This is a genomic window from Schlegelella aquatica, from assembly GCF_026013905.1.
GTDB lineage: Bacteria > Pseudomonadota > Gammaproteobacteria > Burkholderiales > Burkholderiaceae_C > Caldimonas > Caldimonas aquatica.
Window position 1 is genome coordinate 1,419,288 of record NZ_CP110257.1, and the last position, 24,557, is coordinate 1,443,844.

11 protein-coding genes are annotated in these 24,557 nt (G+C 68.6%); 6 read left to right on the forward strand and 5 right to left on the reverse strand.

Annotated elements, in window-relative coordinates; translation table 11 throughout:
• Nucleotides 1-143: 143 nt before the first annotated feature.
• Nucleotides 144-13,274, reverse strand: coding sequence for a non-ribosomal peptide synthetase/type I polyketide synthase (locus tag OMP39_RS06420; protein WP_264894089.1), 13,131 nt, complete (start codon nucleotides 13,272-13,274; stop codon nucleotides 144-146).
• A 192-nt stretch (nucleotides 13,275-13,466) separates the two neighbouring features.
• Here OMP39_RS06420 and OMP39_RS06425 point away from each other — a divergent pair, with 192 nt between their 5' ends.
• The 5 genes from OMP39_RS06425 to OMP39_RS06445 all read left to right on the forward strand — a co-directional run bounded on the left by OMP39_RS06425 (nucleotide 13,467) and on the right by OMP39_RS06445 (nucleotide 19,051).
• Entirely contained in the window at nucleotides 13,467-14,606 is a 1,140-nt protein-coding gene (locus tag OMP39_RS06425; protein ID WP_264894091.1) for an SGNH/GDSL hydrolase family protein, read from the forward strand.
• Nucleotides 14,607-14,681: 75 nt separating this feature from the next.
• Nucleotides 14,682-15,962 (forward strand): nucleotide sugar dehydrogenase, encoded by a 1,281-nt coding sequence (locus tag OMP39_RS06430; protein WP_264894092.1) that lies wholly within the window; start codon nucleotides 14,682-14,684, stop codon nucleotides 15,960-15,962.
• Nucleotides 15,959-16,993, forward strand: coding sequence for an SDR family oxidoreductase (locus OMP39_RS06435; protein WP_264894094.1), 1,035 nt, complete (start codon nucleotides 15,959-15,961; stop codon nucleotides 16,991-16,993). The genes OMP39_RS06430 and OMP39_RS06435 overlap by 4 nt, the downstream gene beginning before the upstream one ends.
• 89 nt (nucleotides 16,994-17,082) lie before the next feature.
• A complete protein-coding gene (locus OMP39_RS06440) occupies nucleotides 17,083-17,916 on the forward strand; it encodes an N-formylglutamate amidohydrolase (protein ID WP_264894095.1) in 834 nt (277 codons plus the stop codon).
• A gap of 7 nt (nucleotides 17,917-17,923) precedes the next feature.
• Complete coding sequence (locus OMP39_RS06445) at nucleotides 17,924-19,051, forward strand: NAD(P)/FAD-dependent oxidoreductase (protein ID WP_264894096.1); 1,128 nt, start codon at nucleotides 17,924-17,926, stop codon at nucleotides 19,049-19,051.
• An 18-nt stretch (nucleotides 19,052-19,069) separates the two neighbouring features.
• Here the strand turns inward: OMP39_RS06445 and OMP39_RS06450 are convergent, their stop codons facing one another.
• A complete protein-coding gene (locus tag OMP39_RS06450; protein ID WP_264894097.1) occupies nucleotides 19,070-20,116 on the reverse strand; it encodes a quinone-dependent dihydroorotate dehydrogenase in 1,047 nt (348 codons plus the stop codon).
• A gap of 62 nt (nucleotides 20,117-20,178) precedes the next feature.
• On the opposite strand from OMP39_RS06450, the gene rpiA reads away from it, so the two are divergent.
• Nucleotides 20,179-20,838 (forward strand): ribose-5-phosphate isomerase RpiA, encoded by a 660-nt coding sequence (rpiA, locus tag OMP39_RS06455; RefSeq protein ID WP_264894099.1) that lies wholly within the window; start codon nucleotides 20,179-20,181, stop codon nucleotides 20,836-20,838.
• Nucleotides 20,839-20,856: 18 nt separating this feature from the next.
• Here the strand turns inward: rpiA and OMP39_RS06460 are convergent, their stop codons facing one another.
• The 3 genes from OMP39_RS06460 to folD form a co-directional block, all read right to left on the reverse strand.
• Nucleotides 20,857-21,507, reverse strand: coding sequence for a glutaredoxin family protein (locus tag OMP39_RS06460; protein WP_264894100.1), 651 nt, complete (start codon nucleotides 21,505-21,507; stop codon nucleotides 20,857-20,859).
• 39 nt (nucleotides 21,508-21,546) lie between these two features.
• Nucleotides 21,547-23,562: a M3 family metallopeptidase gene (locus OMP39_RS06465; protein WP_264894101.1), complete on the reverse strand. Its 2,016-nt coding sequence runs from the start codon at nucleotides 23,560-23,562 to the stop codon at nucleotides 21,547-21,549.
• A gap of 124 nt (nucleotides 23,563-23,686) precedes the next feature.
• Nucleotides 23,687-24,544: a bifunctional methylenetetrahydrofolate dehydrogenase/methenyltetrahydrofolate cyclohydrolase FolD gene (folD, locus tag OMP39_RS06470; RefSeq protein WP_264894103.1), complete on the reverse strand. Its 858-nt coding sequence runs from the start codon at nucleotides 24,542-24,544 to the stop codon at nucleotides 23,687-23,689.
• Nucleotides 24,545-24,557 lie beyond the last annotated feature (13 nt).

Sequence of the window (24,557 nt, forward strand, 5' to 3'; positions counted from 1 at the left end):
AGTGCTCGTTCAAGGTTTGTAACGGAGGTTAAGAGGAGCGATGGGCTGCGCGAATCCCTCGTACGAGGGGGCTGCGCCGCGTACAGCGGGAAAGCATCACGCCTCGACGCGTTTGCTCTCTTGCGCTGCACGCGGTGAGGCGGTCATCCCAGTCTTTGCTTCACGTCCTCCTGCGTGCGGTCGCCGGCAACGGCCGTGAGCACGCGCTTGAGCCAGCCCGCTCGCGAGGCGGGGCTGGCTTCGGTGACTTGCGGGGGGCGTTCCTCTTCGATCTCACACGCGGCTGCGATCTGAGAGAGGGATTCGAAGATGAGGCGTCGCACGGGCAGGCGCACGCCGAGGCGTGCTTCGATGTCGGAGGCGGCGCGCATGGCCAGCAGGGAGTGGCCGCCGAGGTCGAAGAAGTTGTCGGAGCAGCTGACGTGCTCGATGCCGAGCAGGCGCTGCCAGACCTCGGCGATGGCGATCTCGGCGGCGGTGGTGGGCGGCACGAGCGAGGCGGCGGCGGTGCTGCGTGCGGCCGAAGGCGGCGCGGGCAGGGCCTTGCGGTCGATCTTGCCGTTGGGCAGCAGCGGGATGGCCTCGAGCATGACGAAGTGCTGCGGCAGCATGTACTCGGGCAGAGTGCGCCGCAGGTGCTCGCGCAACGCCGCGGGCTGAGGCGCGGGGCCGTCGGGCACCACATAGGCGAGCAGCCGCGCATCGCCGGGGTGGTCCTCGCGCAGCGCCACCACGCAGCGCGCCACACCCGGGTGCGAGGCCAGCTGGGCCTCGATCTCGCCGAGCTCGATGCGGTAGCCGCGCAGCTTGACCTGCGAGTCCAGCCGCCCCTGGTGCTCGAGCCAGCCGTCATGACGCCAGCGGCCGCGGTCGCCGGTGCGGTAGAGCCGGTGGCCCGGGCGCTGCGGATCGTCGATGAAGCGCTCGGCGGTGAGCTCGGGGCGGCGCCAATAGCCCGAGGCCAACCCCAGCCCGCCGATGCAGATCTCGCCGGGCACGCCGATGGGGCAGGGCTGGCCGCGCTCGTCGAGGATGTGCACCTGCGTGTTGGCGATGGGCCGCCCGATGCTGATGCCCGAGTGCAGCGACGAGACGCGACCACAGGTGGACCACACGGTGGTCTCGGTGGGGCCGTACATGTTCCACAGCTCGCCGGTGCGCGCGAGCAACTGCTCGGCCAGATCCGCCGGCAGCGGCTCACCGCCGATGAGGGCCTTGAACGAGGCACTGCCTTGCCAGCCGGCCTCCAGCAGCATGCGCCAGGTCGAAGGCGTGGCCTGCATCACGGTGGCCTGCGAGGACAGCAGCAGCGCATGCAGGGCCTGGCCGTCCATGGCCTCGTCGCGGCTGGCCATCACGATCTGAGCGCCCACGGCCAGGGGCAACAGCAACTCCAGCACGGCGATGTCGAACGACAGCGTGGTGACGGCCAGCAGGCGGTCCGAGGGGGCCAGGCCCGGCTCGCGCGCCATGCTGAGCAGGAAGTTGACGACCGCGCGGTGAGGCACGACCACGCCCTTGGGGCGACCGGTGGAGCCGGAGGTGTAGATCACATAGGCCGGGTCCTCGGGGCGGGCCGAACGCTCGTCGCGGGGCAGCGGCGTGCTCGGGTGGCGCTCGATGCGAGGGGTGTCGATGTCGAGCAAGACGCTGCGCTCGCGCGGCCAGGGCAGCAAGCCCGCCAGGGGCGAGGAGGTCACCAGCAGCGCGAGCTGGGCGTCGTCGGCCATGTAGGCCAGGCGCTCGGCGGGGAAGGCCGGATCGAGCGGGACATAGGCGGCGCCGCACTTGAGGATGGCCAGCTGAGCGACCAGCATGTCCAGCCCGCGCGGCAGGCACAGCCCCACCAGCGAGCCACGCGCCGCCCCGTGCACGCGCAGCTCGTGCGCCAGACGGTTCGACTTCTCGTCGAGATCGGCGTAGGAGCAGCGCTCGGTCGAAGTCGCGACCGCGCACGACCGTGCGTGGCGTTCGAACGAGGGGGCGAGCAGCGTGGGCACGCACGCCTGCTTCACGTCCTGGGCGGTGTCGTTCCAAGCGCTCAGGCGATCTTGTTCTGCCTGCGCCAGCATGCGGTAGCGGCTCGAGGCCGTTTCGGCCTCAGCGGTCACCTGCTCCAGCACGTCCTGGAACCGGAGGGCAAAGGACACGACCGTCTCGTGGCAGAAGAGGTCCGCGGCGTAGGTGTAGGCGCACTCGATGCCCGCCGGTGTTTCCACGCACCAGAGGCTGAAGTCCTCCGAGGCCCCATGCAGTCCGATGCCGGTGCGTTGGTGCGTCAGCCTTCCCCACTGCAACCGACGCTCTCGCGCGTCCTGGAAAGAGAACATCGACTGATAGAGCACCGGCCGGCTCGGGTCGCGAGGCACGTTGAGCTCGCGTACCAGATGCTCGAACGGCACCTCCGGGTATGCGAATGCCTGTGTCACGACGTCGTGCACGTCGTCGAGCCATCGGCTGAACGAAAGGTCCGGGCCGGGGCGAAGGCGCAAGGGAAGAGCGTTGACGAAGAACCCCATGACCGGTTCGAGCTCAGGCTGCTCGCGGCCTCGTACCGGCGTGCCCACCACGAAGTCCGACTGCCCCGTCATACGGTGCAACAGCAGTCCGTAAGCGGCCAACAGCACGACATACAGCGTCTTGCCCCGTTGCCGTGCGAATGCGTGGAGACGATCTGCCAGCTCGCGAGGAAGCAGGTGTCGGTGCGAAGCGCCACGGCCCGACATCGAGGGCGGCCGCGGGCGGTCCAATGGAAGCTCCAGCGGCTGCGGCAGAGGAGTGAGCTGGGACTTCCAGTAGTGGGTCTGCCGGGCCAGTTCGGCGCCCTGCATCCACTGGCGCTGCCAAACCGAATAGTCCCCGTATGTCACGGAAAGCGGGGGCAGGCGAGGCTCTCTGCCCTCGCAGTGTGCGGCATAGAGTTCGGACAACTCACGGTACAGCAGGTCGAACGACCATCCGTCCCAGATCGCATGGTGTGCCATGAAGAACAGCACGTGTTCCTGCTCGTCCATGCAGAAGAGCTGCAGACGGAAAAGTGGTGGCTGTTCCAGAGAAATCGGCGTCTTCGCCATGCGGGCGATGTGTTCCTGAAGCACTTGCTCGCGCTCTTGCGCAGGAACTCCGGACAGGTCCACCAACGGGAGGCGGACCTCGAGGGACGGAAGAACCCTTTGCACCGCCCCTGCGTCTGGCGTGCGCTCGAAGTAGGTGCGAAGTGCGCTTTGGCGCTGCACGAGCCCGGCGAGCGCCGCCTCGAGGGCAGCCAGGTTCATCGGGCCCTTCAACCGATGCGCGGAGGGCAGGTTGTTCACGGGCGTGCCGGGATTCAGCTGCTCGAGGAACCACAGCCTCTGCTGCATCAACGACATCGGGGCGGTGTCCTGATCTGCACGGGGCAGGACGGGCGGCAACTGCCTCGCCTGGTCCGACGGAGCCGATCGCAGCGCAGTGGCCAGCGCATGGGGCGTGGGGGACTGAAAGATCGTCTTCAAAAGGACTCGTTGACCCGCGAGCCGGCCGACCCTGGAAGCCAGACGGGCCGCGAGCAGAGAGTGGCCTCCCAGCTCGAAGAAGTGGTCATCCGGCTCCAGCGGTGCGCGGCCCAGAATCTCTCCCATGATCTGCCCGATCTGCTCTGCGGTGACGGCCTGCTCGGCGGTCGCAGCCGCAGGTTGCGCGCGGGCCGGCGCAGCGGCCGGCAATCCGCCAGCCGGTGCCGGCAGCGCCTTGCGATCGATCTTGCCGTTCGGCAGCAACGGAAACCGATCCAGCAAGACGAACTGAGCCGGCACCATGTAGTCGGGAAGGTTCGTCTTCAGCGCCGCCCGAATGCCCGCCTCGTCGAAGGAAGTGTGATCCCCCGGGATGACGTAGGCGACGAGCCGCAGACCCCCGGATGCGTCTTCCTGCACGCTCACGACGGCGCGGCGAACGTTGTCCAGGGCTTCCAGCTGTGCCTCGATCTCGCCGAGCTCGATGCGGTAGCCGCGAATCTTCACCTGATGGTCGAGGCGACCGAGATGCTCGATCGTTCCATCTTCCAGCCAGCGGCCGAGATCGCCCGTGCGGTACAGGCGAGCGCCGGGGCGGGTCGCGAAGGGGTCGGGAACGAACTTCTCGGCGGTGAGTTCCGGCCGGTTGAAGTAGCCGGTGGCGACGCCGGCACCGCCAATGCAGATCTCGCCTTCCTCACCCACGGCACAAGGGCGCATTCCTGCATCCACCACCCACACTTGGGTGTTGTCGATGGGCCGGCCCACGGTGATCTTGCGGCTCGCGTCGGTGATGCGGGCGACGGTCGACCAGACGGTCGTCTCCGTCGGGCCGTACATGTTCCACAGCTCCACACCCTGGCGCAGCAGGCGCTCGGCGAGCGAGGCAGGCAAAGGCTCACCGCCGCACAGCGCCTTGAACCCCGCGGGAGCCCGCCAGCCCGTGTCCAGCAGGAGGTGCCAGGTGGTGGGAGTGGCTTGCATCACGGTGATGCGGTGCTTCTGGATCAACTGTGCGAGCGCCTCGCCGTCCATGGCTTCCTCGCGTTCGGCCAAGACGACCTGTGCGCCCACCACCAAGGGCAGCAGCAACTCGAGCACCGCGATGTCGAAGGACAGCGTGGTCACCGCAAGGAGCCTGTCGTCACGGCCCAGACCTGGCTCACGCTTCATGCTCGCAAGGAAATTGCACACTGCACGCCTGGGCACGACCACCCCCTTGGGCCTTCCCGTGGACCCGGAGGTGTAGATCACGTAGGCCGTGGCGTCGCCCGCATGCTCACGAGGTGGAGCCACCGGCGAGAGCGACGCCTGCGCGAGCGCGTCCGCGTCATCGTCGATGCGAAGCTGCAGTTCGCGCGGAACTCCGCACGCGTGGGCGTGTACCCGCTCGGTCACCACGACCTTCACGCCCGCGTCCTCGGCCATGTAGAGGAGGCGGTCGCGTGGAAAGCCCGGGTCGAGCGGCACGTAAGCCGCGCCGGTCTTCAACACGCCGAGCAGTGCGGCAACGAGGTCCGTCCCCCGTCCAAGGCACAGACCCACACGAGTGCCGGGGCCCGCGCCGTGGGCGAGCAGCGCGTGGGCGAAGCGGTTGGATCGGGCCTCCAGCTCCCCATAGGTCATCTCGACCCGCCCGGCGATCAGAGCGACGGCTTGCGGTGCGAGACGTACCTGGTCGCGAAACCATTGCTCCACGCTCGCGTCGTGGGACAACTCCGCGTCGGTCGCGTTCCACGCGACCAGCCTCGGGTCCACGGCAGGGCAGCCCGGCCCGCGCAGCCGGCCGGAATCCGGCTCCCCCGCGGCCGCGTCGTCTCGCGCCCGAGCCAGCGGCTCATCCGGCGAACTGGCGAGTGCCTCGCATGAGGCCACCAACGACTCGACGAGGAACCTCGCCCGCTCGGGGCTGAAATGCTCCGTGCTGTAATGGAGATCGAGCGTGATGACGCCGTCGTTCTCGTAGAAATTGAAGAACAACTCGCTCAGGATTCCCGCTTTGCGCCCCTCCTGCATCCTTGCTTTCAACGGGGCAAAGGCGGTCAGATCGACCTTCGGGTTGAGGTTGAAGAAGATGCCCGTCAGAGCAGGGCGGTCTCCGGGGCTGGCATGTCCCAGCGCGCGGGCGATCGATCCTTGCGTCACGAGGGGATGGTGCAGTGCATCGATCAGCCGGGAGCGCACCCGGCCGAGCAGCGACGCGCCCGTGTCGGTCTCCTCGCAGTCGATCAGCAGCGGCAGGTCGAGCACACCGTCCGCCATGAGCGGTCCATGGCGGTCCAGGGACTGACTGGCATAGGGGATGCAAACCACGAAGCGGTTTTGACCGCCCACGCGGTACAACATCGCACTGAGGGCTGCGAGCAGCACCTGGAACGCCGTGGCTGCGTGTTGTCGTGCCCGCTCGCGCAGCCGTCGGCACAGCGAAGCTTCGAGGCGGGTATGCAGCGTGTTCGCTTCGTAACGCCGGGGCGACGGCGGCGTGCGATCGCCCAGGGCCAGCGGCGGCGGTGCCTCTTCGAGGCAGCGCAACCAGAACGCACGACACGCCTCGCCTTCGGGGCCGTTCATGCGTGCATCCTCTTTCCTGGCGAACTCGATCGGCGATTCCGCGGCAGGAAGCTGCAGTGCCTCGCCGCGGACTCGCGCCCGGTAGGCGGCGCCCAGCTCCGCAACGAAAACGCTCGAGGCCCAGCCATCGAGGATGAGGTGACTGGTCACGAGATGGACGGCCGCCCGCGTGTCGCCGAGCCGCAGCAAGGTGATCGCCGCCAGCGGGGGCTGATCGAGCGGAAAGGCGCGTCGGCTCGCCTCGGTGCAGAACCGATCCAGGGCTGCGTCAGGATCCGGCTGCCCCCGCAGATCGACTTCGGTCACCGACATGGCCCGGGGCGGCGAGAGTCTCTGCCGAGGTTCGTCCAGGTCGAAGCTGAGACGGAAGGCCTCGTGGCGCTCCAGCACGTCGGCGACGGCCGCCTTGAGGGCGGGGAGGTCGACGTCTCCCGACAACTCGATGTAGAAGGACTCGTTGAGCGCACGGCGCACGTGGGGATCGAAACCGGCTGCCAGCCAACGTTCGGTCTGCCCCGGCGTCAGCGGCCCTTCCAGGAGGGACCCGCGCCCATCGTCGTGGGGGCCGGCGGGGGGCGGGAAGCCCGCGCGCGGCTGGATGAAGCCGAGCGCCATCAGTTCGTCGAGCGACTGCGTGAAGACGGTGAAGATGCGGTCCAGCTCCTCGTCGCCCATCGCCTCCGTCACGAAGTGCCCGAACTGCTCGTACAGGTGTAGGCCGTGATGGCGCACCAGGTAGTAGAACAGGCTGACGTACTTCTGGCCCTCGTCCCAGGAAAGCCGCCACAGGGAGGCGCAATGGACGGCCTTGCACGGAGCCCCTCGAACGGCGAACGCCGTGTTGAGACGATCGACGAGGCGCTGTGTCCGATCGTTCAGGCGGCGATAGATCGAGCGGCCCTCCTCCTTGAGGCGCAGCAGCGTGGCCCGTGCCGCGGCGAGCGCGAGCGGGTGGCGGACGAACGTGCCCGCGAAATAGGTCACGCCCGCTTCAGGATAGGAATCGTCTGCGTACTGCCAGTACCCGCCATCCAAGGCATCGAGCCAGCGGGCGGCACCAGCGATGGCAGCGAGGGGAAGGCCCCCGCCGATCACCTTCCCGTAGGTGCAGATGTCTGCCCGTACTCCATAGAACTCCTGCGCGCCACCCGGCGCGACACGGAACCCGGTGACCACCTCGTCGAAGATCAGCGCGCAGCCTGCCTCGTCTGCGATGCGGCGCAACTGGTGTACGAACTCCCGGGGTTGGAGCGTGGGGCACTTGTTCTGGATCGGCTCGATCATGATCGCGGCCAGTTCGTGCCCTCGCTCGTGCAGCACCCGCAGAGATTCCTGGCTGTCGTAGTCCAGCACGAGGACGTTCTCCACCGCACTGGCAAGAATGCCGGGCGCTGCGGAAACCGAGCGAAGCTGCTTGGTGCCGCGAACGATCACCTCATCGAAGATGCCGTGGTAGGAGTTGGTGAAGATGGCGATCGTCTTGCGCCCCGTCACCGTGCGAGCGATACGCATGGCGCCCATCACGGCCTCCGACCCGGTGTTGCAGAACGCGACGCGTTCTGCGCCGGTCAGCTCCGAGATGAGCTGGGCGACCTCAGCCGACAACGGGTGCTGAGGGCCCACCTCGATTCCGGCCTGGAGTTGGTCGACCATCGCCTGCACGACACCGGCCGGTTGATAGCCGAGCAGGTTGGCGCCGAAGCACGACAGCAGGTCGATGTACTCGTTGCCGTCGATGTCCCAAAGCCGCGCCCCATGCGAGCGGTTGACGACGATGGGGTAGACGAGGTCTTTCCAGAGCGGATTGAACCCCGTGACCACCCGGGGATCCGCCATGAGGCGGCGGTGCTGCTGACTGAACGCCTTCGACTTCGCGGTCCTTGCGTTGTAGCGGGCAATGAAGTCTTCGAGCCACCTGCGCTGCGCAGGCGTCTCGTCGTGCCTGGCATCCAAGGTGATGCGGGCCGCTGCCCCGAAGGGTTTCTCGATCAGGGCCGTGATCGAAGGCTGCTCGGACGATTCCTTCGGCGCGGACACCGGCTGGGCCGAAGGGGCAGGTGCGCTGCCGGGCATCGGTGCCTGTGCACGCGGCTGCGCCAGGGCCGCCGGGGCTGGCCCCTGGCCGGCCAGCAGAGCGAGCTGCTGAGACATCAGCTGCATCTGTTGTTGGAGGAGCTGGTGTAGGGCATCGGTGCCGATGCCTGTCGGCGCTGGCGAGGGGATGGCTGCGTTCGCGTCGCCCGCAAGGCTCGGGGTCACAGCGGCTGTGCCTCTGTGGGGTGTGGGCGAGAGCAGGGGAACGGCCTCCGGGGTGTGCGGCGTCGGGCCGGGCTGGGTGGAGGGCCCGCTCGAGACCTCGGGGGGCTGAGCCGGGCTGGGCCGGAAGCGATCGGGAGGAAGTTGTCCGTCGAGGAACACCGCCAGCTTGGGGACGGTGTCGAGGTCTTCCATCAATCGGCGCATCCGCAGCTTGACGCCGAACACTCGCTCGATCTCGAGTGTGGCCTGGGTGAGCGACAGAGAGTCGAGCCCTTGATCCAGGAAGCAGGCGGTGCCGCCCATCTCCTCGGCGGGCACGCCCGAGACGTCGCTGAGAATGCGCTGGAGTTCCTGTTCGAGAAGAGGCAATCGGGTCATGGTCGGAGTGCTGTTGGCGCAGAGGGGCCCGCGCACGGTGGTGGTCGCCTGCATCGGAGCCGCGACAGGAGCGGCTGCAGCGTGGGGTGGGCCAGCGTCGCGCGTGGTCGGACGCTTGAACCAATGGACTTCGCCTTCGAAGGGGTAGGTCGGCAAGGGAATCCGGCGCGCCGAACGCGGCACCGGCCAGGTGATGCCGACTCCGAGGCACCACAGCTTCGCCAGCGCTTCGAGCGCATGAACGGTGGGGGCCGTGGTGTCCTGTGCACGGCCCAGCAGGGGCACGACCTGAGGCGCCTGGCCTTCGCGGCCCCGGTGTTGGCGTACGAGTGCGGCAAGAGCCTGTCCTGCTCCGACCTCCACGAACACGCACGGACCGCGAGCGAGCTCACTCTCGACAGCCGTGCTGAATTGGACCGGCGCGCGGACCTGCCGTGCCCAATAGTCGGGGTTCACCGCCTCTTCGTCCGTCAGCAGCGCACCGCTGGCGCAGGAGTACAGCGGCAAGCGAGGCGCGCGCAGACGACACCGACCGAGCGCCTGCCTGACCGAGTCCAACGCGCCTTCCATCGAGGCGCTGTGGAAGGCATGAGACACCTTGAGGCGCGTGGCTCCGATCCCTTGCGCTTCGAGCTGCTGCGCCAAGTCCTCGACGGCGTCCAGGCTGCCGGCCAGCACCGTCAGCGCGGGGGCGTTGCGCGCGGCGATCTCCACACTGGAAGGCAGCATCGGCGCCAGGACGTCGGCAGGGGCGCGCACGGCGAGCATCGCGCCGCGCGGCTGGCCGAACATCGCCTCGCCTCGCGCGACCACGGCGGCCACCGCCTCCTCCGTCGTCATGACGCCGGCCACGCAGGCCGCGGCGTACTCGCCGATGCTGTGGCCGATCATGCTCTGGGGCCGCACACCGAGCGAGTCGAGCCAGCAAGCCAGAGCGTAGGACATCGCAAAAAGCGCAGGTTGCGCGTACCGCGTTTCGGCCAGCAGCTCGGAGGCGGCGGCGTCGTCAGGGGGGCAGTGGACCAGCCAGGGGCGCAGATCCGTTCCGAGCAAGGGTGCCGACAACTCGCAACACCGGTCGAGCGCCTCCCGGAAGGCCGGCACCTGCTCGTACAGGCCGCGCGCCATGCCGGGATGCTGCGAGCCCTGTCCGGGAAAGAGAAAGACCACCCGAGGGCTGGGCAGGCAGGCGGTCGCGCTGCTCACGCCGCGCAAGGCACGCGCCGCCCCGAGCGCGTCGCTCGCCACCACCGCAGCGCGGTGGTTCATGGGCCGGCGGCCGAGGGTGAGCGTGGCCAGCACCTCCTGCAGTGCAACGTCGGGGTGACCCTCCAGATAGGCGGCGAGATCGCGTGCCCGCCGTAGCACCGCGGAAGGGGTGCGGGCCGACAAAGGCAGGATGACCGGTTCCTGCGGTTCGCGCCGGGCCACGGTTTCGCGCAAGGGGGCTTCCTCCAGCACCGCATGGGCGTTCGTTCCGCCCACGCCGAACGAACTCACCGCCGCTCGTCGGGGCACCGCGGAGCGAGGCCAAGGTGTGTTGAGCGCGGCGACCTCGAACGGTGTGGACGAGAAATCGATCTGGGGATTGGGACGGCGGAAGTGCAGCGTGGCGGGAATGACCTCGTGGTGGAGCGACAGCGCGGTCTTGATCAGTCCGAGCACGCCGGCGGCTGCGATCGTGTGACCGAGGTTGCTCTTCAACGAGCCGATGAGGCAGAACTGCTTGTCCGCGGTGTCGGCCCCCCAGGCCTGCGTCAGTGCGGCGATCTCGATGGGGTCGCCCAACGCGGTGCCCGTGCCGTGCGCTTCCACGTAGCCGATGCTGCGGGCGTTGAGCTGTGCGTGCTCCAGCGCCATGCGGATCGCGCCGGCCTGGCCGGTCACGCTGGGCGCGGTGAAGCTCGCCTTGTCGCCCCCGTCGTTGTTCAGACCCACCCCGCGTATGACAGCGTAGATGGTGTCGCCCTCGGCGACGGCGTCTTCGAGGCGTTTGAGCACCACCATGCCTGCGCCGCTCGCGAACACCGTGCCGCTCGCGTTCGCATCGAACGGGCGACAGTGCCCGTCGGCGGATTCCATCCCCCCTTCGACGTGGAGATAGCCCGCTTCCTGGGGCACCAGGACCGTCGCTCCGCCGGCCAGCGCGACATCGCACTGTCCGCTGGCCAGCGCGTGCCAGGCCTGCACCACCGCCACCAGGCCCGTGGAGCAGGCGGTGTGCACGCTGACGGCCGGCCCCCTCAAGTTGAGGCGGTGGGCGATGCGCGTGGCCACGTAGTCCTTCTCGCTGGCCAGCATGGAGGCGAAGTCGCCCAGCTGTTGGACGAGTTCGGGACGCTCCTCTTTGAGTGCGGCGATGTAGCTGTTGTTGGCGACGCCCGCATAGACCCCGATGCGCGCATCGCTGGCAGACGGATCGATCGAGGCGTGCTCCAGTGCAGCCCAAGCCAGTTCGAGCAGCAGCCTCTGCTGAGGGTCGAGGACGACGGCTTCTCTCGCCGACACGCCGAAGAAGGCCGCATCGAATCGACCCGGATCCTCGATCACCCCTCGGGCCGGCACGAAGTTCGTCCGCAACCGCATCTCGGCGGGAACGCTGGGGTCGATCTCCTCGGGCGCGAAGTGCCGGATTCCTTCTCTTCCTGCCAGCAGGTTCTTCCAGAACTCATCGACGTCGCAGGCACCGGCGGTGCGCACCGCCATGCCGACGATGGCGATTCCGGCGGTGGCGCGGGGGGAGCGTCCTGTTCCGCGGTCGGTGCGGGGATCGGTCTTGTTCGACAGCAGCGACTCCAGGCCGCGCATCGTCGGTCGGTCGTATACGTCGGCGACCCCAATGCCGCGAATGCCTGCTTCTTTCAAACGCGCAACGAAGCGAAGTACGAGCAGCGACTTGGCACCGAGCTCGAAGAGATTCGCATCGGCCGGCAGTTCCTTCAGCCCGAGCAGCTCCTTCCAGACCGAGGCGGCAAAGGCGGCGGCATCCTCTGAGCTCGGCGAGGCACCAGCAGGTCCGGGCAATGGCAGCCGCTTCCTGTCGATCTTGCCGCTGGGGGTCGTCGGCAACCGGTCGAGCACGACGTACCGAACGGGCACCATGTACTCGGGCAGCCTCTCGCGCAGGAAGGAGCGCAGCTCGGAATCGATCGTGCTTGTGGGCAGATCGTGTTCAGGCTTGAGCACGAGGTGCGCGACCAGTTGCTTGCCGACGCCCGGAATGTCGGGCGCGGTGACGACGGCCTCTCGGACGCCCGGATGCGCCATGAGCGCGATCTCGGTTTCCCCAGGCTCGATGCGGAAGCCATCGACCTTCAGTTGCTGGTCGGTGCGGCCGAGGTAGATGTAGCCGTCCTGCCCACCCCGGCGGCGCACGAGATCCCCCGTGGTGTACCAGACGCCCGGCAATCCAGGTATGTCATCGCGGAAGCGCTCTCGGCTCAGGTCCTCGCGTCCCAGATAGCCGTGGGCCAAGGCCTGCCCGCCGAGCAGCAGTTCTCCGATGTCGTCGCCGGTCGGTGCGCCGCTGTCCGGGTCGCGCAACGCCAACCGCACATGGGGCAGCGGCGAGCCGATCGGCGGTATGTCGGGCCAGCCCTCCGCGGGCCCGCTGAGCTCGTAGGCCGTGACCACGTGGCTCTCGGTGGGGCCATAGTGGTTGTGCAGCACCGCCCCCGGCAGTTGTCGGAACAAGGCCCGGATCACCGGGGTGATCTGCAACTGTTCCCCGGCGCTGATCACGTCCTGCAGCGAAAGGGCAGGGGACGATCCTGCCTCGCCGGCGATCATCTGCAGCGCCACGTAGGGCAGGAAGATCCGCTCGACCTTGTGCCTGCGCAGTGCGGCCACGAGCAGAGCCGGATCGAGGCGATGCGTTTCCTCGAGCAGGACGAGCGTTCCTCCGCACGCGATGGTCGAGTAGATCTCCTGAAAGTGGACGTCGAAAGACAGGGGCGCGAACTGCAGCGTGACGGCCGCTCGACCGAGACGCGGGTGCGAGGCATGCCACGCGATCAGGTGGCGCAGCGGCACAGACCCCATCGCGACGCCCTTGGGCTTGCCGGTGGACCCCGAGGTGAACAGCACGTAGGTGAGATCCGAGGCGGCTGCGTACGGGCGCGGGCCCGTTCCGGAAGCCGCGGGGTCGAGGCGACCGTCCTCGGGTCGCAGGCCCGCCTCGTAGAGAACATCCAACTGGGCCGGGTCGCCCAGCACGAGCCGGGGGGACGCTTCCGCGAGCATGGCTTGCAGACGCTCGGCCGGGTAGGCGAGGTCCAGCGGCACGTAGGCCGCCCCCGCGCGCACCGTCGCCAGGATGTCGACGATCGTGCGCAGGCTGCGGGTGGCCGCGATGCCCACCCGGTCGCCGGGAACGATGCCGCAAGACCGAAGCTGCGAGAGCCGCTCTTGGACGAGCTTGGACAACTCGCGGTACGTGCATTGCTCTGTCGCCCACTGCACCGCCACCCGCTCGGGCCATTCCAGGCAAGCGCGTTCGAGCCAGTGATCGAGCAAGGGTGGAGGACGGTGGTCCTGCATGTCGCATCCTTCCTCGAGGCGTGGCTGGTTCATGGCGGCTCCGTTCAGGCGATGCGGCAGGCAGTGGCTCGAAACCGCTTCCGCGGCGCGGTGCCCAGCAGCGCGAGTTCGAGTGGTCGAGCGATTATGCGAGGGGGGGCATTCCTCTTGGCCCCTCAAATGAGTGAGGGGGGCGCCCCCTGAATGGGTGCTTGGAGCGACGGCCGAGGCGGGGATACTGCGTGCATGAGCGAACGGTGGACGGGCGAGCGCTTGCGCGTCGGCGGGCTCGCGGGAGCAGCGCTCCTCGCTTTGACCCTGGCCCTGTTGGCAGTGCTGGCGGTCGGCTCTGGCGGAAGCGGCGTGCGGTGGCAGCAGCCCGGAGCGGGTGCGACACCGCTGGCTGTGCTCGGCGATTCGGACAGCCACTCTTACGGCGACAGCTTGTCGTTCCCGCGCGATTCGGACCTTCGCGGGGGCCGGTACCGCGCCTCGTCCTTGCAGTGGACCGAAGCGGTGAGCCGCCTCAGGCCCGGCCACCTCGATCTCGGCCCGTGGGGCGTGTGGGGCGTGCCGGTGCCGATCGGCCGGGCGGCGCGGTGGCTCGGCCTCAGTCTGCGACAGCCGCGCAAGGAAGACTACCTGCACAACTTCGCCTATGCCGGCGCCGGCTGCGACGACCTCACGCGAGGGGGAGGTCGGCAGACCCAGCACCTTCTTGATCTGCTCGCCTCCGACCGAGAGCGCTGGTCGCGCGGCGTCGTCGTGGTTCGCATCGGCATCAATGACCTCGGCACGCGCGAGGCCCTCGATGCCTTTGCCAGCGATCCCGTCGGCTCGCGTTCTGACGCGGTGGTCGAGGCGTGCTTGCGGCACATCGAGGAGGCGGTGGGCCTCGTGCGGTCCCGGCACCCGCAGGTTCGGTTGGTCCTGGTGGGGATTTTCAACAACGCGCACTGGGCCCGCTTCTCCGATCGCTGGCAGGACCCGGTGGCTCAAGAGCGGATCGCCCGGGCCCTCGACCGTTTCGACCACGGCCTGCAGGCGATGACGCTTCGTTTCGGCCCCGCGGTGTTCTTCGACGAGCGCTCCTGGTTCGCGGCGCGCTGGGGTGGGCGCGACGGTGCCGGAGCGCCCGCCTACCGGGCGGTGGCGCTGGGACCTGGGCTGCGTGTGGCGAACACCTCCGGCGACGAGCCGTCCAACGCGGTGCTGGCCGACGGACACGCGGGTACGGCGTGGAACGCGATGTGGGCCGCTTCGCTGATCGATCTGTTGAACGGCACGTGGCAGCTTCGCGTTCCCGCGGTGCCACCTGACGAGATCGTGCGGCTCGTGCGCGCGGTCACATCCGGTGAGCCTCGGGGAGCCGGGCAGAACCCGTGAATCGGGGATTGGCGTCGCTCCATCGCTCTGTGACCATGCCCTCCGATGCGGTCGGACCGCGGCCATGGAGAAGCGATGAAGACAGTTGCTGTCGTAGGTTTGGGGTATGTGGGGCTGCCTCTGGCCGTGGAGTTCGGAAAGAAGTTCCGCACGATCGGCTTGGATCTGTCCCCCGAGAAGATCGATGCGTATCGGCGCCACGTGGACCCGACGGGTGAGGTGAGCACCGAAGACCTCAAGGAAGCGAAACTTCTCGAACCCACCACCGATCCGGCGGCTCTGCGCGAGGCGGATTTCATCGTCGTCGCGGTGCCCACACCGGTGGACGATGCTCACATCCCCGATCTCTCACCGCTCGTCGGTGCCAGCACCACGGTCGGACGCAATCTCAAGCCCGGCGCGATCGTCGTCTTCGAGTCCACCGTGTATCCAGGTGCAACAGAGGAAGTCTGCATTCCGATCATCGAGCGCGAATCGGGCATGCGCTGGAAGCAGGACTTCTTCGTCGGCTATTCGCCCGAGCGCATCAACCCGGGCGACAAGGAACACACCCTCACGACGATCGTCAAGGTCGTTTCGGGGGACACCCCGCAGACTCTGGAGCAGGTGGCACAGATGTACAGCGCCGTGGTCACGGCCGGCGTCTATCGGGCCAGCAGCATCAAGGTCGCAGAAGCGGCCAAGGTGATCGAGAACACCCAGCGGGACCTCAACATAGCGCTCGTCAACGAGTTGGCGCTCATCTTCCACCGCATCGGCATCGACACGCACGAGGTGCTCGAGGCGGCGGGCACCAAGTGGAACTTCCTGCCGTTCCGTCCGGGGCTCGTCGGCGGGCATTGCATCGGCGTCGACCCTTACTACTTGACGCACAAGGCCGAGCGCCTGGGCTACAACCCTCAGGTGATCCTCGCGGGCCGCCGCATCAACGATGGGATGGGCAAGTACATCGCGGAGCAGACGGTCAAGACGCTGATCCAACGCGGCTTCGCGGTCAAGGGCTCTCACGTCATCGTGCTGGGATTGACGTTCAAGGAGAACTGCCCGGACCTCAGGAACTCCCGGGTGATCGACGTGGTGCGGGAGCTGGAGACCTACGGGGTGACCGTGCATGTGCACGACCCCCTCGCCTCGCCCCGCGAGGCCTGGCACGAGTACGGCGTCGAGCTCATCCAGTGGGAGCACCTGCCGAAGGCGAATGCCATCGTGGCGGCGGTTCCTCACCGTCAGCTGACCGAGCGGCCCATCACCGATTACTTGGCCAAGCTGTGTCAAGGCGGCCTGTACGTGGATGTCAAGTGCACGGCGGACGCGCAGGCCCTTCGCGCCCACGGCGTTCATGTGTGGCGGCTATGAGCCTGGACGAAATCACCGTGGTGCTGAGGGTCCGCCCCCGTCGATGGCTGCTGACGGGAAGCGCGGGCTTCATCGGGTCGCACCTGCTGGAGGTCTTGCTGCGTCACGGTCAGACCGTGACCAGCCTCGACAACTTCTCCACCGGCCACCGGGCCAATCTGGAGGAAGTGCGCGAGGCGGTCGGTGAAGAAGCATGGAGCCGCCACACCTTCATCGAAGGCGACATCGCCGACCCCGAGGTGTGCCGGCACGCCTGCGAAGGGGCCTCGATCGTGCTCCATCAGGCGGCGCTCGGCTCGGTGCCGCGCTCGATCAAGGACCCCCTGGCCACGCATCGTTCCAATGCCACGGGTTTCGTGAATCTGCTGGCAGCCGCCTGCGAGGCGAACGTCCGGCGCTTCGTCTATGCCGCCTCCAGTTCGACCTACGGCGACTCCCTCACGCTGCCCAAGGTGGAGGACAGGATCGGCCGCCCGCTGTCGCCCTATGCGGTGACCAAGTACCTCAACGAGCTCTACGCCGAGGTGTTCTCGCGCTGCTATGGCATCGAGACGATCGGGCTGCGGTACTTCAACGTCTTCGGCCCGCGGCAGGACCCGAACGGCGCCTACGCGGCCGTGATCCCCCGCTGGGTGGCGGAGATGCTGTCGAACAAGCGCAGCGTCATCAATGGCGACGGCGAGACCTCGCGGGACTTCTGCTTCGTCGCCAACGCCGTGCAGGCGAACCTGCGCGCCGCGCTGACCGACAACCCGCAGGCCGTCAATCAGGTCTACAACGTCGCTGTCGGCGAGCGGACGACGCTCAACCAGTTGCACGAGTTGATCGCCGGGGCCCTGGGAGGCGTTCGCTCCGACCTTCGCATACGCCCGCCCGAGTACGCCGACTTCCGCCCGGGCGACGTGCGCCATTCGCTGGCCGACATCGGCAAGGCCCGTCGCCTGCTCGGCTATGCACCCACGCACACCGTTCAACAGGGCTTGCGTGAGGCGATCGGCTGGTACGTCTCCAAAGCCGCAGTGCCGGCATAGCGAAGGGTACGATCCGGTGCCGTGCCCGCGCGGCGCCCTGCGTGCAACCCGCAACGGGCACCGGCGATCAGTTGCCGCAGAATCCCGTCATGCAGTACGTGACCAGCCGACTGGGCACCACCGCGCTGGTGCTCGATTCGCCGCACAGCGGCACATGGTATCCCGAGGACTTCGGCCATGCCTGCGACCTGGCGGTCCTGCGCATGGCGGAGGACACCCATGTCGAAAAGCTCTACGCCTTCGCCTCGGAGCTCGGTGTGTCCTGGGTCGAGGCGCACTTTCCGCGCAGCTACGTGGATGTGAACCGGGCGCTGGAGGAGTTCGACACGGAGCTGATCGAAGGAGCGTGGCCTCATCCGGTTTCCCAGGGCAGCAAGGTGCGGCTCGGCAAGGGGCTGGTCTGGCGATGCACGGACGACGGCACCCCCATCTATGGCCGTCGCCTGTCGGTGGAGGAGGTCCTGCGGCGCATCGAGCGCTGCTGGTACCCCTACCATGAGGCGGTGCGAACGGCTCTCGACGCGGCGTACGACCGTCATGGCTACTGCGTGCATCTCAACTGCCATTCCATGCCCTCGGTCGCAGCCGAGTACGCCACGGAGTTCCCGGGTGAGAGGCATCCAGATGTCGTGCTCGGCGACCGCGACGGCACCACGGCGGCCTCGGCGCTCACCGCATCGATTGCGCAGTTCCTGTCGTCGCGCGGGTACGAGGTCGCGGTCAACCACCCTTACAAGGGCGTCGAGCTCGTGCGCCGGTACGGCCGGCCCTCGGAGCACCGGCATTCCATCCAGATCGAGGTGAACCGGCGGCTCTACATGGACGAGGGCACGCTCGAACTGCACGAAGGCTTCGAGCGCCTGCAACGCGACTTGCGCGCGCTGATCGAACACCTGCTGGGCTTCGACCCGCGGCGCATCTGAGGGGGCGATGATGGAACGGGTGGACGCGCTCGTCGCGGGGGCCGGCGTGGTCGGCCTGGCGGTGGGCCGGGCGTTGGCACAGCGGGGACTGGAAACGGTGGTGCTCGAGCGCGAGACGGCGATCGGCTCGGGGACCAGCTCCCGCAACAGCGAGGTGATCCACGCCGGGATCTACTACCCCGCGGGCTCCTGGAAAGCGCGCCTGTGCGTCGAGGGCAAGCGGCGCCTGTACGCGTATTGCGACGAGCGAGGCGTGGAGCACCGCCGGTGCGGCAAGCTGATCGTCGCCACCTCGCAGGCCCAAGTGCCCGCCCTGCGCGACATCCTCGCGCGAGGCGAGGCCAACGGCGTCCACGATCTGGAATGGATGGACGGACCGCAGGTGCGCGACCGGGAGCCGGCGCTGCGTTGTGTGGCGGCGGTGTGGTCGCCCTCGACCGGCATCGTCGACAGCCATGGACTGATGCTGGCGCTGCTCGGGGACCTCGATGCGGCTGGCGGTGCAGTGGCGCTGGCCTCTCCGGTGCAGGCCGTCAGGTGCACGGGCGACGGTTTCATCGTGCAGACGGGCGGCGAGTCACCGATGGAGCTGGGAGCGCGCGTCTTCGTCAATGCGGCCGGCCTGGACGCCTGCGCTCTGGCCGGCCGGATCGAGGGATGGCCGCAGCATCTGACCCCGCGGGCCTACTACGCCAAGGGCAACTACTACGCGCTGGCACGCAAGGCGCCGTTCTCGCGGCTGATCTATCCTATCCCCGAGGCGGCGGGATTGGGCGTGCACCTGACGCTGGACCTCGCAGGGCAGGCGCGCTTCGGCCCCGATGTGGAGTGGGTGGAGCCGGATGGCCAGGGCCGGCTGGACTACCGGGTGGCGCCGGAGCGCGCCCAGGCGTTCTATGCCGAGATCCGGCGCTATTGGCCCGATCTGCCCGACGATGCTCTGCAGCCCGCGTACAGCGGCATCCGGCCCAAGATCCACGGGCCGGGCGAGCCGGCCGCCGACTTCATGATCCTGCGGCCGTGCGAGCACGGCGTGGCGGGCCTGGTGCAGTTGTTCGGCATCGAATCGCCCGGGCTCACGGCTTCGCTGGCGCTGGGCGAGGTGGTGGCCCACGCGGCCCTTGCCGCCGCTTGAGGCCGCCGGCCGGCGGCTTCAGCCACGTCGCAGGGCCGCCACCGCCAGGGCGGCGTCGCGCACGAGGGCGGGGCCCTGGTAGATGAGGCCCGTGTAGATCTGCACCAGGTCGGCCCCGGCCTCGATCTTGGCGCGAGCGTCGGCCCCGCTCATCACGCCTCCCACGCCGATGATCGGATAGCCGGCGCCCAGAGCCTGCCGCAGCCGACGGATCACGCGGTTGCTGGCCTCGAACACCGGCCGGCCGCTCAGCCCGCCCGTCTCCTGTCCGTGGGGAAGGTGCTGCACGGCGTCGCGGGCCACCGTCGTGTTGGTGGCGACGACGCCGTCGATGCCGTGCCGGCGCAGGGTGTGGGCGATGACTTCCACCTGGGCGTCGTCGAGGTCCGGCGCGATCTTCACGAACAGCGGCACACGTTGCCCATGCTGGTCGGCCAAGGCCTCGCGCCGCTGCGCGATGGCGTCCAGCAGGGCGTCGAGGGCGGCGTCCGACTGCAGGCTGCGCAAGTTCTGGGTGTTCGGCGACGAGATGTTGACCGTCACGTAGTCGGCATACGGATAGACGCCGGCGAGGCCCATCAGGTAGTCGTCCGCTGCACGCTCGATGGGGGTCGAGGCGTTCTTGCCGATGTTCAGACCGAGGATCCCTCCTTCATTGCGGAAGCGTGCACGCTGCACGTTGGCGATGAAGGCCTCCAGCCCGTCATTGTTGAAGCCCAGCCGATTGATCAGCGCCTGCGCTTGCGGCAGCCGGAACATCCTCGGCTTCGGGTTGCCCGGCTGCGGGCGGGGGGTCACCGTTCCCACCTCGATGAAGCCGAAACCCAACGCCGCCAGGCCGTCGATGCAGCGGCCGTTCTTGTCCAGCCCGGCGGCCAGGCCGATGCGGTTGGGAAAGGTGAGCCCCGCCACGGTGTACGGGTCCTCGACCCGTGCCTCTCCATAGAGGCAGGCCAGCGGCGTGCGCTGGGTGCGGGCCAGAGCGTCGAGCGTGAGTTCGTGCGCGCGTTCCGGGTCCATCTGGAACAGCAGCGGTCGTGCGAGGGCGTAAGGCAGCAAGGACATGGGCGGTGGTTCGGGATAATCGCGAGATTGTCGCAAACAGGCCGCAGGCGGCCTTTCCTTCCATGACGCAAGACGAACTGAAGGCCCTGGTCGGCCGGGCGGCGCTGGATCACGTGGTGCCCGGCACCATCGTGGGTGTGGGCACGGGCTCCACGGTCAACTTCTTCATCGACGAACTCGCCAAGATCAAGGACCGCATCGCCGGCGCGGTCTCCAGCTCCCATCGCAGCACCGAGCGCTTGCAAGCCCACGGCATCCGCGTACTCGACGCCAACGAGGTCGAGTCCCTGCCGGTCTACATCGACGGCGCGGACGAGATCGATCAGCGCGGCTTCATGATCAAGGGCGGCGGCGCCGCACTGACGCGCGAGAAGATCGTGGCGGACCTGGCCGAGCGCTTCGTCTGCATTGCCGATGCGTCCAAGCTCGTCACCACGCTGGGCCGCTTTCCGCTGCCGGTCGAAGTGATTCCGATGGCGCGCGCCCAAGTCGCCCGGCGCCTGGCGCGGCTGGGAGGCGAGGCGGTGCTGCGCGAAGGCGTGGTGACGGACAACGGGAACGTCATCCTCGACGTGCGCGGGCTGTCGATCACCGATCCGCTCCCGATGGAAACCGAGATCAACCAGTGGCCGGGGGTCGTGACGGTGGGCATCTTCGCGCGGCACCGCGCGAGCGTGTGCCTGCTGGGCACCCCCGAGGGGGTGCGCACGCTCAGCTTCTGACGCCGAGGCCGGCCGGGCTCAGAACTTGAAGCCCGGCGGGGCGTTGCCTGCCGGCGGCGGGGGCGAGGGCAGGGGGCGCTGGGTGGAGGCCCCCGCGCTGCCGTCGCCTTGGCCCTCCTGCGTGCGCGCTTGGGGCGCAGCCGGAGGCTTGACCTCGACCAGCGGCGTGGCCGCCGGGAACTGGTAGCCCGCCGGCAGCCGTGACTGCTTGGGATAGCCGGCCGCGTCGAGGTACGCCGACCATTCGGTGCTGGAGAAACCGCGCACCCGTTGCTGGCCGATCTGGACCACCGGCAGCTCGTTGGCGCCCGTCAGCTGGCCGAGAGCCTGCGAGTCCTCGGCCGTGGTCACCGTCTTCTCCACGTGAGGAATCCCGCGTTGCCGCAGCAGTGCGCGGCCGGCATCGCAGGGCTGGCAATTGGCCGTGGTGTAGAGCGTGACCGGAAACCGCGAGGCGAGCTGGCGCAGCTCGAACGGCAGGGCCGACGTCGTTTCGGTCGACGCGCCCGGAGCGCCGAGCGCCTGGGCGGGGCTGTGGGCCGGCGGCCGGTCGGTGTACGTGACCTTGCCGTCCGGCCCCACCACCTTGTAGAGCGCGTGGGCCGGCGACAGAACCCACAGCAACGCCAGCGGCGCGCCGTGCAGCAGTCGGATGAAGGTGCGCTTCATGCGTAGAGGCTCCTAGGAGCGTGAGCACACGGGATGCTATCAGGCCATGCCTTGGTGGCGCAGCAGTGCGTCGATGCGCGGCTCCCGCCCGCGGAACGCGCGGAAGCTCTCGGCGGCCGGGCGGCTGCCTCCGGCCTCCAGAATCTCGCGGCGCAGGCGCCGGCCCGTCTCCACGTTGAGAACGCCTTCCTCCTCGAAGGCGCTGTAGGCATCGGCGCTCAGCACTTCCGCCCACTTGTAGCTGTAATAGCCCGCCGCGTAGCCGCCGGCGAAGATGTGCGAGAAGCTGTGCTGCATCCGGTTGAACTCCGGCGGCGGGAAGACCGCGACCTCGCGCCGCACCTCGTCGAGCACTTCCTGGATACGGGCCTCGCTGCCGGGCTCGGCGTGCAAGCGCATGTCGAACAACGCAAACTCGATCTGCCGCAGCGTCTGCAAGCCGCTCTGGAAGTTCTTGGCCGCGACCATCTTGTCGTAGAGCTCCCGGGGCAGCGGCTCGCCCGTCTCGACGTGGGCCGTCATGTGCCTGAGGACGTCCCACTCCCAGCAGAAGTTCTCCATGAACTGGCTCGGCAGTTCGACCGCATCCCACTCGACGCCGGAAATCCCCGCCACGCCCAGGTCGTCGACCTGGGTGAGCATGTGGTGCAAGCCGTGACCGAACTCGTGGAAGAGGGTGATGACGTTGTCGTGTGTCAGCAGCGCCGGCCGGCCCCCCACCCCCTCGGCGAAGTTGCACACCAGGTGCGCCACCGGCGTCTGCAGCCGGCCCTCCGGGCGGGCCCAGCGGCCGCGGACGTCGTCCATCCAGGCGCCCGAGCGCTTGCCGGTGCGCGCATAGAGGTCCAGGTAGAACTGCCCGACCAGCTCGCCGCCACGCTCGATGCGGAAGAACCGCACGCTGGGATGCCACACCGGCGCCTCGTCGGGCCGGATCTGCACCTCGAAAAGCGTCTCGATGATGCGGAACAGGCCTTCCAGCACCTTGGGCTCCGTGAAGTACTGCTTGACCTCCTGGTCGCTGAAGGCGTAGCGCTTCTCCTTGAGCTTCTCGGACGCGTAGGCCAGGTCCCAGGCGGCGAGGTCCGTCAGCCCCAGCTCCGCGGCCGCGAACTCGCGCAGCTCGGCCAAGTCGCGCTCGGCATACGGGCGGGCCCGGCGCGCCAGGTCGCGCAGGAAGTCGAGCACCTGCCGCGGGGAGTCGGCCATCTTCGGCACGAGGGACACACAGGCGTAGTTCTCGTGTCCGAGCAGGCGGGCCTCTTCCTGACGCAGCGCGAGCAGCTCGCGCATGAGCTGCGAGTTGTCGTGTTCCGGGGCGCCGAGCTCGGAGGCCCGCGTGACGTAGGCCCGATACAGGCGCTCCCGCAACGGGCGGTGGCTGCCGTACTGCATCACCGGGAAGTAGCTGGGGAACTGCAAGGTGATCCTGTAGCCGTCCTTGCCCTCTCGCTCGGCCGCGGCCCGGGCGGCCTGCTTGGCGTCGTCGGGCACCCCGGCCAGTTCCTCGTCGGTGGCGTAGTAGGCAAATCCATCGGTCGCGTCCAGCACATGCTCGGAGAACTTCTGCGACAGCTCCGCCTGGCGCTCCTGGATCTGCGCGAAGCGCTCCTTGGCAGCGCCGGTGAGCTCGGCGCCGGAGAGCACGAAGTCGCGCATCGCGTTGGCCAGCGCCCGGCGGCGGGCCGCGCGCAGCGCCGCCGCGCCGGGGCCGCCGGCGATGGCCTTGTACTTGGCGTACAGCCGCTCGTCGGCCCCCAGCCGGGTATAGAACTCGGTGACCTTCGGCAGGTTCTCGTTGTAGGCGGCGCGCAGCTCCGGGGTGTCGGCCACCGCGTTCAGGTGGCTCACCGCCCCCCAGGCCCGGCCGAGCCGCTCGGTCGCCACGTCCAGCACGGCCGAGAGGGCGTCGTAATCGGCGGGGACCTCATCGCCCACCGCACGTTCGAGCGCCTCGTAGGCGGCCTTCAGCAGTTCGTCCACGGCCGGCGTGACGTGTTCCGGCCGGATCTCGGCGAATCGGGGCAGGTCTGACGTGTCGAGCAAAGGGTTCATGGAGCCTCACAAGAAAACCAGGACGCCCGGCGCCGCGGTCGGACCCGCAACGCCCGGGCCGGCCACGCCCCCCGGGGCACGGCCTGTGCGCGGTGATCCCGCAGGCCGGGTCGCGCGCCGGGGCTCAGCCGCGAGCGGCCGCCCGTTCGGCAGCCTCGATGGTGTTGACGAGCAGCATCGCCCGGGTCATGGGCCCGACACCGCCCGGCACGGGCGTGATCCAGCCCGCTACTTGTCGCACACCTTCGAAATCCACGTCGCCGCAGAGCTTGCCCGCTTCATTGCGGTTCATGCCGACGTCGATGACCACCGCGCCGGGCTTGACCATGTCCGCCGTCAGCACGTTGCGCTTGCCCACGGCGGCCACGACGATGTCCGCTTGGCGTGTATGGTGGCCGAGGTCCGCCGTGGCGCTGTGGCAAATCGTGACCGTGGCGCTGGCTTGCAGCAGCATCATCGCCATGGGCTTGCCGACGATGTTGGAGCGCCCGATCACCACCGCGTGCTTGCCTTTCGGGTCGTAGCCGATGGACTCGAGCATCTTCATGCAGCCGTAAGGGGTACAGGGCTTGAACCCGGGCTGCCCCACCATCAGGGCGCCCGCGCTCTGGACGTGGAAGCCGTCCACGTCCTTGGCGGGGGAGATCGTCTCGATCACACGCTGAGGGTCGATGTGCGCGGGCAGCGGCAGCTGCACGAGGATGCCGTGGATGGTGGGGTCCTCGTTGAGCGCCTGGATGCGCGCGAGCAGCTCTGCCTGGCTGATGGTCGCGTCGTACTTCTCCAGCACCGAGCGCATGCCGGCGCCCTCGCAATCCTTGACCTTGTGTTGCACGTACACCTGCGAGGCGGGGTTGTCCCCGACGAGGATGACGGCCAGGCCCGGGGTGCGGCCGATTCGGGTGAGAGCGGCCGCGCGGGCGGCGACATCGGAGCGGATCTGCTGGGCAAGGGCGTTGCCGTCGATCAGGCGTGCGGTCATGGTCGGGTCTGTC

Bases quoted from the DNA above. Each gene is read 5' to 3' on its own strand.
- OMP39_RS06420 (WP_264894089.1), bottom strand. From the start codon at position 13,274: ATGAACCAGCCACGCCTCGAGGAAGGATGCGACATGCAGGACCACCGT.
- OMP39_RS06460 (WP_264894100.1), bottom strand. From the start codon at position 21,507: ATGAAGCGCACCTTCATCCGACTGCTGCACGGCGCGCCGCTGGCGTTG.
- OMP39_RS06450 (WP_264894097.1), bottom strand. From the start codon at position 20,116: ATGTCCTTGCTGCCTTACGCCCTCGCACGACCGCTGCTGTTCCAGATG.
- folD (WP_264894103.1), bottom strand. From the start codon at position 24,544: ATGACCGCACGCCTGATCGACGGCAACGCCCTTGCCCAGCAGATCCGC.
- OMP39_RS06425 (WP_264894091.1), top strand. From the start codon at position 13,467: ATGAGCGAACGGTGGACGGGCGAGCGCTTGCGCGTCGGCGGGCTCGCG.
- OMP39_RS06440 (WP_264894095.1), top strand. From the start codon at position 17,083: ATGCAGTACGTGACCAGCCGACTGGGCACCACCGCGCTGGTGCTCGAT.
- OMP39_RS06465 (WP_264894101.1), bottom strand. From the start codon at position 23,562: ATGAACCCTTTGCTCGACACGTCAGACCTGCCCCGATTCGCCGAGATC.
- OMP39_RS06445 (WP_264894096.1), top strand. From the start codon at position 17,924: ATGATGGAACGGGTGGACGCGCTCGTCGCGGGGGCCGGCGTGGTCGGC.
- OMP39_RS06430 (WP_264894092.1), top strand. From the start codon at position 14,682: ATGAAGACAGTTGCTGTCGTAGGTTTGGGGTATGTGGGGCTGCCTCTG.
- OMP39_RS06435 (WP_264894094.1), top strand. From the start codon at position 15,959: ATGAGCCTGGACGAAATCACCGTGGTGCTGAGGGTCCGCCCCCGTCGA.
- rpiA (WP_264894099.1), top strand. From the start codon at position 20,179: ATGACGCAAGACGAACTGAAGGCCCTGGTCGGCCGGGCGGCGCTGGAT.